This window comes from Curtobacterium sp. PhB137 (genome assembly GCF_003814955.1).
Classification (GTDB): Bacteria; Actinomycetota; Actinomycetes; order Actinomycetales; family Microbacteriaceae; genus Curtobacterium.
In genome coordinates, this window is record NZ_RKQO01000009.1 from 70,555 (window position 1) to 81,899 (window position 11,345).

At 72.3% G+C, this 11,345-nt stretch carries 9 protein-coding genes; 2 read left to right on the forward strand and 7 right to left on the reverse strand.

What is annotated here, in order from left to right; genetic code table 11:
* Positions 1–161: 161 nt before the first annotated feature.
* The 7 genes from EDF28_RS16620 to EDF28_RS16650 all read right to left on the reverse strand — a co-directional run bounded on the left by EDF28_RS16620 (position 162) and on the right by EDF28_RS16650 (position 8,543).
* Complete coding sequence (locus EDF28_RS16620) at positions 162–1,544, reverse strand: MFS transporter (RefSeq protein WP_123939066.1); 1,383 nt, start codon at positions 1,542–1,544, stop codon at positions 162–164.
* Positions 1,545–1,920: 376 nt separating this feature from the next.
* Entirely contained in the window at positions 1,921–2,958 is a 1,038-nt protein-coding gene (locus EDF28_RS16625; RefSeq protein WP_123939067.1) for an NAD(P)-dependent alcohol dehydrogenase, read from the reverse strand.
* Positions 2,955–4,271 (reverse strand): ROK family transcriptional regulator, encoded by a 1,317-nt coding sequence (locus tag EDF28_RS16630; protein WP_123939068.1) that lies wholly within the window; start codon positions 4,269–4,271, stop codon positions 2,955–2,957. Before EDF28_RS16630 ends, EDF28_RS16625 begins: the two co-directional genes overlap by 4 nt.
* 154 nt (positions 4,272–4,425) lie before the next feature.
* Positions 4,426–5,475: a sugar phosphate isomerase/epimerase gene (locus EDF28_RS16635; RefSeq protein ID WP_123939069.1), complete on the reverse strand. Its 1,050-nt coding sequence runs from the start codon at positions 5,473–5,475 to the stop codon at positions 4,426–4,428.
* A gap of 70 nt (positions 5,476–5,545) precedes the next feature.
* On the reverse strand, positions 5,546–6,646 hold the full coding sequence (locus tag EDF28_RS16640; RefSeq protein WP_123939070.1) for a Gfo/Idh/MocA family protein: 1,101 nt from the start codon (positions 6,644–6,646) through the stop codon (positions 5,546–5,548).
* Positions 6,643–7,350, reverse strand: a complete 708-nt coding sequence (locus EDF28_RS16645; protein WP_123939071.1) for a ThuA domain-containing protein — start codon at positions 7,348–7,350, stop codon at positions 6,643–6,645. The genes EDF28_RS16640 and EDF28_RS16645 overlap by 4 nt, the downstream gene beginning before the upstream one ends.
* Positions 7,347–8,543 (reverse strand): Gfo/Idh/MocA family protein, encoded by a 1,197-nt coding sequence (locus EDF28_RS16650; RefSeq protein ID WP_260155063.1) that lies wholly within the window; start codon positions 8,541–8,543, stop codon positions 7,347–7,349. The genes EDF28_RS16645 and EDF28_RS16650 overlap by 4 nt, the downstream gene beginning before the upstream one ends.
* A 97-nt stretch (positions 8,544–8,640) precedes the next feature.
* Between EDF28_RS16650 and xylA the strand changes: the two genes are divergently transcribed.
* Together xylA and EDF28_RS16660 are read left to right on the forward strand one after the other, a co-directional pair.
* A complete protein-coding gene (gene xylA, locus EDF28_RS16655) occupies positions 8,641–9,831 on the forward strand; it encodes a xylose isomerase (RefSeq protein ID WP_111084913.1) in 1,191 nt (396 codons plus the stop codon).
* Positions 9,832–9,843: 12 nt separating this feature from the next.
* Positions 9,844–11,313: a xylulokinase gene (locus tag EDF28_RS16660; RefSeq protein ID WP_123939072.1), complete on the forward strand. Its 1,470-nt coding sequence runs from the start codon at positions 9,844–9,846 to the stop codon at positions 11,311–11,313.
* The last annotated feature ends 32 nt before the right edge of the window (positions 11,314–11,345 follow it).

Consider the following 11,345-nt stretch of genomic DNA (forward strand, 5'->3'; position numbering starts at 1 on the left):
GAACCGCGGCCCTGTGCAGAACCGTGCGCACAACCGCACCGGTGACGTTCCTTCCCATCGACCTCGGGATGGAAAGCGGGATCGGGCGTACCTGGCCGGAACGAACGACCAGCTACGCCCGAAACGACCAGCTACACCGCACCTCCGCTACACCCGAACACCTACCCGCGCAGCACCCGCGGCTCGGCCTTCACGAACGCCATGAGCACCAGCCCCACCACGAGCACCACCACGATCCCGAGGATCCCGAAGCGCGTCGAGCCGCCGACCGTCACCGCGACACCGAACAGTGCCGGCGCCAGGAACGACGCCGCCCGGCCGGTGGTGGCGTAGAGGCCGAAGAGCTCGCCCTCGCGGCCGGGGGTCGCCAGCCGCGCCAGGTACGCCCGCGACGACGACTGCACCGGTCCGACGAACAACGCCAGGGTCAGCCCCAGCACCCAGAACCACTCCGTCCGACTGCCGACCGCCAGGACGCCGAGCCCGCAGGCAGCGAGGCCGATCAGCGACACCATGATGAGCGCGCGCGAGCCGAAGCGGTCGTCGAGCCGTCCGGACACGAAGGTGGCGACGCCGGCGACGACGTTCGCAGCGATGGCGAACAGGATGACCTGCGAGGCGCTGAACCCGAACACCTGCGCCGCGATGATCCCGCCGAAGGTGAACACCGCGCCGACGCCGTCGCGGAACACCGCGCTGGCGACCAGGAACGCGAGTACGTTCCGCCGTTCGCGCCAGAGCCGGGCGATGTCCCGACCCAGGTCGCGGTAGGCACCGAGCACGCCGCCGGTGTGCCGGTGGTCGGGCGCGGCCTCGGGCACGACGACGAAGAGCGGGATCGAGCTGACCGCGAGCCACACGGCGGCGATGCCGATGGCGACGCGGACGTCCCACTGCCCGGTCGCGACGGTGGCCGGCAGCTGCAGCAGTCCGCCGACGACGCCGTCGCCGCGGAAGTCCTGGATGCAGAGCACGAGCAGCAGCACGAGCAGCACGATGCCGCCGAAGTACCCGGCGGCCCACCCGATCGCGGACACCCGTCCGGTGCGCTCCCCCGACGCGACCTGCCCGATCATGGCGTTGTAGCCCACGCTCGCGATCTCGTACGCGACCGTGCCGATGCCGAGCAGCGCCGCCCCGAGAACGAGGTACGGCTGGCTCGGTGCGACGAAGACCATGCCGCCGATGGACAGCACGATGCCGATCGTGGCGATGAGGACGGACCGGCGCCGGTGCCCGGACGAGTCCGCCAGGCGTCCGATCGCCGGGGCCACGAGCGCGACGACGATGCCGGCGATCGTCAGGGCCGTGGAGACCACCGCGGCGTTGTGGGCGAGTTCGCGTTCCACCAACGCCGTGCCCGCGGCGGACGTGTCGGCCACCTTCGCCGGGTCGACGAACGCCCGGCTGGCCAGGTACGTGCTGAACACGAACGTGGTGACGACGGCGTTGAACGCCGCGGACCCCCAGTCCCACAGCGCCCAGGACACGAGCGCACGCCGGTCGGTGCGCTGCGGCACGACGGCGGCCGGTGAAGCGGTCATGCGCGAACCGTAGCGCGTCCCGGTGACGCGCCGGTGGCCCCGTTCCGGGTCACGTGCCGGACGGGAGGCGCGTGGCGGCCTGGCCACGGGCCTCCCGTCCGCACCGTGCGCGCGTCGTCACCCGGTGCGAGCTTCCGCGCACCGTGCCCGCCCACAGGGCGACACCATGCCGACGACCGTGGACACAACGACGAACCTCGCACCGTGCGCCAGCCGCCAGCCGGACGGGAGGCGCGTGGCGGCCTGGCCACGGGCCTCCCGTCCGCACCGTGCGAGCGCCGTCACCCCGTGCGAGCTTCCGCGCACCGTGTCCGGTCGCAACCCCGCACGTGGCACGCAACGCGGCACGGGGCGGCGAACCGCGCACCGTGCGCGCTCAGGCGGGGACGCCGCCGGGGTAGACGACCGACTTGAGGGAGTCCGGGTCGGTGTCGCTCTCGAGTGCCTCGCGGACCTCGTCGAGGCCGAACCGACCCGTCACGAGCGAGTCGAGGTCGATCTGCCCGGACGCGACCAGGCCGATCGCGACGGGCCACGTGCCGGTGTAGCGGAAGATCCCGGTGACCGTGACCTCGAGGTTCTGGATGTGCTCGACGGGCAGGGTCATCTCGGAGTTGCCGAGCCCGACGAGCACCGCGGCGCCGGCCGGTCCGACCGCCTTGATGCCGTCGGACACGGCACGGGGAGCACCGCTGGCATCGATGAACGCGTCGACCGGGGCGATGTCCGAGGCGACGGACACCACGGTCGGGTCGACGACCTCCGTGGCGCCGTACTGCAACGCACGCTCCCGGCGCTCGGGGACCAGGTCGCTGACGACGATCCGGGTGGCGCCGAAGGCCCGCGCGGCCTGGGCGCAGATGATCCCGATCGGACCGGCACCGGCGATGAGCACCGAGGACCCGGGGACGATGCCGGCCTTGCGGACCGCGGCGATCCCGACGGACAGCGGTTCGAGCAGGGCACCGGCCTCGAACGAGACGGAGTCGGGCAGGACGTGGGCGAACTCGGCCTCGATCGTGACGAACTCGGCGAAGGCGCCGTCGACCGGCGGGGTCGCGTAGAAGCGCATGTGCGGGCAGAGGTTGTAGCGGCCGGCCAGGCACTGCGCACAGCGGTGGCACGGGCGCTGCGGTTCGACGGCGACGCGCTCCCCGACGCGGGCGGGGTCGACGCCAGCGCCGACAGCGGTGATCGTGCCGGACAGCTCGTGACCGAGGACGAGGGGCTCCTCGACGACGAAGTCCCCGATGCGGCCGTGGCGGTAGTAGTGCACGTCGGAGCCGCACACCCCGACGGCGGCGACCCGGACGAGCACGTCGCCCGGTTCGACCTCGGGCACGGGGCGGTCCTCGACGGTCAGGTCCTGGGTCCCGAGCAGCACGCTGGTGCGCTGGCGCTGGATGGAGGTCATGGGGTTCTCGCTTCCTCGGCCGCGGCGTCGCGGTCGGACGTGGGGGTGGTGGAGTGGTCGGGCGTGGGGGTGGTCGTGGAGTCGGCTGGAGCTGGCCTCGGGACGAGCCGGGCTGCCGTCGGGTCGCGCAGCAGGTCACGGAACCCGAGTTCGGCGGCACCGCGGAGCAGCACGTCGGCACCGAGCGCCGCCGGAGCGATCCGCAGCCGTTCGGTCACGGCGGCCATCGACTGGGCGCGGACCTCGACCTCGATGCGGTCGCCGACGTGCTCGAGCAGCACCCCGAGGAACCCGCCGAGGACGACCACCTCGGGGTTGACGGTGTGGATCGCGTTGCGGAGCGCGGTGGCGAGCGCCGTCACCTGGCGGTCGACCACCCGCTCGACCTCGGGTCGGCGTTGCGCGAGCACCGCGGCGAGCGCGGACGGGTCGTCCGGGGCGACACCGGCCGCCGCGACGAGGGCGTCGCGCGAGGCCTCGGTCTCGAGGCACCCGACGGCCCCGCAGTGGCAGCGGACACCGTTCGCCGCGACGAACGTGTGGCCGAGCTCGCCGGCGTAGCCGTCCGCGCCGCTGAGGGGCCGGGCGGCGCTGATGACACCGCCGCCGATACCGCTCGCGCCGCCGTTGAGGTAGATCAGGTCGTCGACTCCGCGGCCGCTGCCGTACAGGCGCTCCGCCCAGGCACCGGAGTTCGCGTCGTTCGTCGCACGGACCGGGAGGCCGGTGCGCTCGGCGAGGGGACGGGCGATCGGTTCGTCGTGCCAGCCCAGGTGGGGCGCGGAGCGGACCACGCCGTCCTCGACCCGTACGGTCCCGGGCACGGCGACGCCGATGCCGGCGATCCGGGCGGGTGCGGCGTCCCCGGCGACCAACCCGTCCAGGAGTCCGGCGATGGTCTCGACTGCCTGGGCAGCGGTCGGGGCCGAGCGACTCGACGCCACCGCACGGTCGCGCACGCTGCCGTCGAGCCCGACCAACGCGACGGTGACGGCGTCCACCTCGACCGTGACGGCGACGGCGACCACCTCGGCGGCAGCACGAACGACGGGGCTCGGACGGCCGACGCCAGGGCTCGGACTGCCCGCGACACCGGCGCTCGTGCTGCCCGTCGCGGGGACGTCCTCGTGCACGAGTCCGCGCTCCACCAGTTCACCGACGAGCGTGAGCGTGGTCGACCGGTTGAGACCGGTGCGTCGGGTGATCTCGGCGCGGGTGATGGGACCGTCCTCGTGCACCAGGCGGAGGACGCGCGCAGCGTTGCCGCGTGTCGGGGTCTGCGCGACGACGGGTGCCGCTGTCAGGCGAGCCATCGGGTCCTCTCGGTCGTGCTCCGTGTGTGCTGGCCCATCCTCGCGTGTTCGGTCCTTCCCAGAACGCCCGCGATGGGAAGCGGGATCGGGCACACCTGGTCGAAACGAACGACCAGGTACGCCCGGATCCGGCAGGTACGCCCGGAACCGCCGGTCACCGCGAACGCGAGAACGCGGCGTCGAACGAGGCCTCCGGCGGCGCGATCGTGCCGAGCTGCCGCACGAACGCCAGCGCCTCGGGTCCTCCGACGAGTCGGTCCATGCCGGCGTCCTCCCACTCGACGCTGGTGGGGCCGGTGTACGCGATGTGGTTCAGCACGCGGAACACGCGCTCCCACGGCACGTCACCGTGTCCGGCGGTCACGAAGTCCCAGCCGCGGCGCGGGTCGCCCCACGGCAGGTGCGAACCGAGCCGGCCGTTGCGCCCGTCGAACTGCTTCACCGACTCCTTGCAGTGCACGTGGTACACCCGGTCGGCGAAGTCGAGCAGGAACGCTGCGGGGTCGAGGTCCTGCCAGACGAAGTGCGAGGGGTCGAAGTTGAACCCGAACGCCGGCCGGTCCGCGAAGAGCTCGAGCGTGCGCTTGGCGGTCCAGTAGTCGTAGGCGATCTCGGACGGGTGCACCTCGAGCGCGAAGCGGACCCCGACCTCCTCGAACACGTCGATGATCGGCGACCACCGGTCGTGGAAGTCCTGGTACCCGGCGTCGATCATGCTCGGCGGGACCGGCGGGAAGCCCGCGACGGTCTTCCAGATCGACGACCCGGAGAACCCGGTGACGGTGTCGACCCCGAGTGCCGCTGCGGCGCGTGCGGTCCACTGCAGTTCCTCGGCGGCACGCTGTCGGACACCTTCGGCCTCGCCGTCGCCCCAGACGTGCGGCGGCAGGATGTCCTCGTGCCGCTGGTCGATGGGGTCGTCGCACACGGCCTGGCCGACCAGGTGGTTCGCGATGGTCCAGACCCGCAGCCCGTTGCGTTCCAGGATCGCCTTCCGCTCGGCGACGTACGAGGGGTCCGTCGCGGCGCGCCGGACGTCCAGGTGGTCGCCCCAGCAGGCGATCTCGAGGCCGTCGTACCCCCAGTCGCCGGCGAGCCGGGCGACCTCCTCGAAGGGCAGGTCGGCCCACTGTCCGGTGAACAGCGTGACCGGCCTGGAGGCCCGGGTCGGCTCCGCCTGGTCGCTCGCGTCCGTCGTCGTCATCGTCGTCGTCCTTCCGTGCGGTGGTCGGGGTCCGTGCTGTGTTCGAGCTGCGTGCTGTGGTCGAGGTCCGTCACCATGACCCGGGTGCGGACCCGGCGGGGACGGTGGCGGGGCGGTCGACGCGCGAGCGCACGTCGACGACCGTGTGGTCACGGGCCGCGGCCGAGACGGCCTCCATGACCTCGAGCACGTGGAACGCGAGGTCGCCGGAGGCCCGGTGCGGACGGTCCGTGGTGATCGCGTGCGCCAGGTCGGCGAGCCCGTAGCCGCGACCGGCGTCGGCGTACCCGGCGGAGACCGGCAGCTCGCGCCACTCGCGGTCGTCCGCCGTCGCGATCGACACCGGGTCCGAGAACCGGTTCGGGTCCGGCACACCGAGGGTGCCGGCCGTGCCGTACACCTCGAACAGCGGTGCTCGGGTGGCCCAGACCTCGAACGAGACGGTGACGGTGGAGACCACGCCGTCCTCGTGCTCGAGGATCGCGACGACGTGGGTGTCGATGTCGACGGGGATCACGGTGCCGGCGTTCGGTCCGGTCGCGATCGTCCGCTCGCGGGTGGAGCGCGTGGCACTGCCGCTCACCCGGACGACGGGCCCGAAGAAGCTGACGAGGCTGGTCAGGTAGTACGGCCCCATGTCGAGCAGCGGTCCGCCACCGGGCTGGTAGTAGAACGCGGGTGCCGGGTGCCAGAGTTCGTGGCCGGGGGCGCTCCAGGCGACGGCCGCTCCGACCGGGGTGCCGATCAGGCCGTCGTCGAGGGCGGCCCGCGCGGTCTGGATGCCGGTGCCGAGCACGGTGTCCGGGGCGCTGCCGACCCGCAGGCCCGCGGCTCGGGCGGCCTCGAGCACCGGTTCGGCCTCGGCCGTGGACATCGCCAGGGGCTTCTCGCCGTAGACGTGCTTGCCCGCGGCGAGCGCCCGGGTCGCGACGTCGGCGTGGGCGGCGGGGATCGTCAGGTTGAGCACCACGTCGACGTCGTCGGCCGCGAGCAACTCGTCGACGCTCGTGCCGCGCACTCCCTGCGCGGCGCCGACCGCCTGCGCCCGGTCGACGTCGAGGTCGGCGACCGCGACGAGCGCCAGGCCGGGCAGGGCCGGGAAGTGTTCGAAGTACTGCTGGCTGATCACGCCGACGCCCACCACCCCGACGCGGAGGACGGGTTCGTTCACCGTGCTGCCCACAGGAGGCCCCTCTCGATGATGGTGCGGAGCGGCTGCGACTCGACGACCTCGAGGCGGTGCCCGGGTGCGGAGACGAACACGCGACCAGCACCCCACTGCCGTGTCCAGATCGCCGGGGCGGTGACCGGACGGTTCCAGGCGTCGAAGTCGCGCGCTTCCTGCGTGGTGGTCGCGAGGACGTCGTTGTACTCGTCGGACAGCACCCAGTACTGCTCGGTGACGAGGTCGAAGTCCTCGATGCCCTGCGTGATCGGGTGCGATCGTCCGAGGTCGGTGAGGTGCACCGTGTACGGGATGTAGTTGTCGGACTGCTCCCCGACGCGCTCGTCGGGGTGCTTGCCGGCGTGGTGGGCGAACTGGCCGCCGACCATGTGCAGGTAGTCGGCGGTGTTCCGGAACGCGTCCGCGATCCCGCCGTGCCAGCCGGCCAGTCCGGCGCCGTTCAGCACCGCGCGCTGCAGCCCGGCGAACTCGTCGTCGGCGATGGTCGACATGGTGACGACCTGCACGATCAGGTCGACCTCGGCCATGACGGACGCGTCGGCGTAGACGGCCGTGGAGTCCGACACCCGGACCGCGAACCCGTTGTCGCGCAGGAACGGGACGAACAGGTCGGTGGTCTCGACGGGCTGGTGGCCGTCCCATCCCCCGCGGACGACGAGCGCCTGGCGTGTCCCGTCGGCGGCGGTCACGCGGTCACCGTCCAGCTGCTGCCGTCGGCGGCACTGCGTTCGACGGCGTCGAGCACCCGCTGCACGTGCAGGCCGTCCTCGAACGAGGGCGACGGGTCGGTGCCGGCGACGATCGATTCGACGAAGTCCTTCACCTGGTGGCTGAAGGTGTGCTCGTACCCGATGAGGTGTCCGGTGGGCCACCACGCCGCCATGTAGGGGTGCTCGGGTTCGGTGACCAGGATGCGGCGGAAGCCCTGCTCTCCCGCGGGTGCCGACGACTCGTACAGCCGCAGTTCGTTCATGGACTCGAGGTCGAACTGGATCGCTCCCTCGGACCCGCTGATCTCGAGCGTCAGGCCGTTCTTCCGGCCGGTGGCGTAGCGCGTGGCCTCGAACGTGCCGATCGCGCCGTCGGCCGCACCGCCGCCGAGTCGGGCGGTGAAGAACGCGGCATCGTCGACGGTGACCTGCCCGCGCTCGCTCGACGCCGTGCCGGAGAGTCCGACGCCGTCGGCGAGCAGGGGGCGCTCGGTCACGAAGGTCTCGAGCAGGCCCGACACCCGGGTGAGCTCGGCGCCGGTGACGTGCTCGACGAGGTCGATCGCGTGCGCGCCGATGTCGCCGAGCGCACCGGAACCGGCGAGCTCCTTGTCGAGGCGCCAGGTCATCGGGCCGTCCTCGTCGGCGAGCCAGTCCTGCAGGTAGAGCGCGCGGACCTGGCGCACGGTGCCGATCCGGCCGTCCTGCACGAGCTGTCGGGCGAAGGCGATGGCCGGCACCCGGCGGTAGCTGAACCCGACCATGGCGCGGACCCCGTGCGCCCGGGCGGCTGCGGCAGCGGCGGTCATCGCCTCGGCCTGTTCGACGGTGTTGGCGAGCGGCTTCTCGCACAGGACGTGCTTGCCGGCCTCGAGCGCGGCGATCGCGATCTCGACGTGCGACGACCCGGGCGACACGATGTCGACGACGTCGATGTCCGGGTCGGCCACGACGGCACGCCAGTCGGTGGATGCCGACTGCCAGCCGTACTGCACGCGAGCCGCCTCGGTGCGTTCCGGGTCGCGCCCGACGATCACCGCCATCTCGGGCTCGACCCCGAGGTCGAAGAACCTGGGGGCGGTCCGCCACGCCTGTGAGTGTGCGGCTCCCATGAAGCCGTGCCCCACCATGGCGATCCGCAGTCGTTGCTGCGCCGTCGAAACACTTGCCATCCGCTCGCTCCTTTGCGATCACGTCCTTGCCACAGCCAACACTACCGCTTATGTTGGGCGCGGCAACATTTTGTTTCGACGACGAACGGTGACCACCATGGCAACGACGCCCACCCGTGCAGACAAGTTCTCCTTCGGTCTCTGGACCATCGGCTACAACGGCTCCGACCCCTTCGGCGGGCCGACCCGTCCGGCCCTCGACGTGGTCGAGGCGGTCGAGAAGCTCGACGAGCTCGGCGCCTACGGCCTGACCTTCCACGACGACGACCTGTTCGCGTTCGGCTCGACCGACGCCGAGCGGCAGACGCAGATCGACCGCCTCAAGGGTGCGCTCGACTCCACCGGCCTCATCGTGCCGATGGTGACGACGAACCTGTTCTCCGCACCCGTGTTCAAGGACGGCGGCTTCACCTCGAACGACCGGCAGGTCCGCCGCTTCGCGCTCCGCAAGGTCCTGCGCAACATCGACCTCGCCGCCGAGCTCGGTGCGTCGACGTTCGTGATGTGGGGCGGCCGCGAAGGCTCCGAGTACGACAGCGCGAAGGACGTGCAGGCCGCACTCGAGCGCTACCGCGAGGCCGTCAACCTGCTCGCCGACTACGTCACCGACAAGGGCTACGGCATCCGCTTCGCGATCGAGCCGAAGCCGAACGAGCCGCGCGGCGACATCCTGCTGCCGACCCTCGGCCACGCGATCGCCTTCACCGAGACCCTCGAGCGCCCCGAGCTGTTCGGCATCAACCCCGAGGTCGGCCACGAGCAGATGGCGGGCCTGAACTTCACGGCCGGCATCGCCCAGGCGCTTTACCAGGGCAAGCTCTTCCACATCGACCTCAACGGTCAGCGCGGCATCAAGTACGACCAGGACCTGGTGTTCGGCCACGGCGACCTGCAGAACGCGTTCTCGCTCGTCGACCTGCTCGAGCACGGTTCGCCGCAGGGCGGCCAGGCCTACGACGGCCCGCGCCACTTCGACTACAAGCCGAGCCGCACCGAGGACATCACGGGCGTCTGGGACTCGGCGGCCGCGAACATGCGCATGTACCTGCTCCTCAAGGAGCGCGCGCAGGCCTTCCGCGCCGACCCCGAGGTGCAGGCCGCGCTCGAGGCCTCGAAGGTCGGGGAGCTCAGCACGCCGACCCTGAATGACGGCGAGTCCTACGACGCCTTCCTGTCCGACCGCTCGGCCTACGAGGACTTCGACGCCGACGCGTACTTCGGCGGCAAGGGCTTCGGCTTCGTCCGACTGCAGCAGCTCGCCATCGAGCACCTGCTCGGCGCGCGCTGACAGGCTGCGGGGATGACACAGCTCGTCGCCGGCGTCGACTCGTCGACCCAGTCCTGCAAGGTCACGATCCGCGACGCGGCGACGGGTGCCGTCGTCAGTGAGGGACGTGCCGCCCACCCGGACGGCACGTCCGTCGATCCCCGCCACTGGTGGGACGCCCTCGGCACCGCGGTCGCGGACGCCGGCGGGCTCACCGACGTCGGCGCCGTCGCGATCGCCGGGCAGCAGCACGGCATGGTCGCGCTCGACGCCGACGGTCACGTGGTCCGCGACGCCCTGCTCTGGAACGACGTGCGCAGTGCGGATGCGGCCGCGCAGATGGTCGAGGAGATCGGACGGGAGGCGTGGGTCGCCCGGACGGGACTGGTCCCGGTGGCATCGTTCACCGGTACCAAGCTGCGGTGGCTCCGCGACGCCGAGCCGGACAACGCCGGCCGCGTCGCAGCCGTCGCGCTCCCCCACGACTGGTTGTCGTGGCGGCTGCGCGGGTACGGCCCGGCCGACGAGAGTCCGCTCGGCCCCGACCTCGACGCACTCGCCACCGACGCCTCGGACGCCAGCGGCACGGCCTATTGGGACCCGGTGCGCCGGGAGTACGACCCGGAGCTGTTCGAACTCGCGCTCGGTCGCCCGATGCGCGTCGCCGGCTCCGAGCCGACCGCGGACACGGTCGTCGTGCCGCGCGTGGTCACCCACGACGAGGCGATGGGGACGCTCGACGTCGACGTCACGCTGCCGAACGGCTCGGTCGCACCGTCCGGACTGGTCGTGGCCGCCGGACTCGGCGACAACGCCGGTGCGGCGCTCGGACTCGGACTCGCTCCCGGGGACATCGCGGTGTCCCTGGGGACCAGCGGGACCGTCTTCGGCGTCACCGCGACCGAGGTCCTGGACGCGAGCGGGACCGTGGCGGGCTTCGCCGACGGGACCGGGTCGCGCCTCCCGATCGTCACGACGCTCAACGCAGCCCGCGTGCTCGAGGTGATCGGCGGCCTGCTCGGCGTGGACCACGACGCGCTCGGCGAGCTGGCGCTGCAGGCGCCGGCCGGGGCCGACGGCCTCGTGCTGGTGCCGTACTTCGTCGGCGAGCGCACGCCCAACCGGCCGGACGCGACCGCGTCACTGCTCGGGATGACCCCGGGCACGACCGACCGACCGCACCTGGCGCGCGCCGCGGTGGAGGGCATGCTCTGTGCCCTGGCCGACGGGCTCGCCGCGGTCGAGGGGACCGGCGTGACCGTGTCACGACTGCTGCTCATCGGCGGGGCCGCGCGGAACGAGGCCGTCCGGACCGTCGCGGCGCAGGTGTTCGGGCGCGACGTGCTCATCCCGGAACCCGGCGAGTACGTGGCGTCCGGGGCCGCGCGTCAGGCAGCCTGGGCGTTGACCGGCGCGCTGCCGTCGTGGGACATCGCGACGACGACCGTGCCGGCGGACCCGCACCCCGAGGTGCTCGAGCAGTACCGCGCCGCGGCGCGCTGACCGGTCGTCCACCCAGCAGGAACGGGCGTACC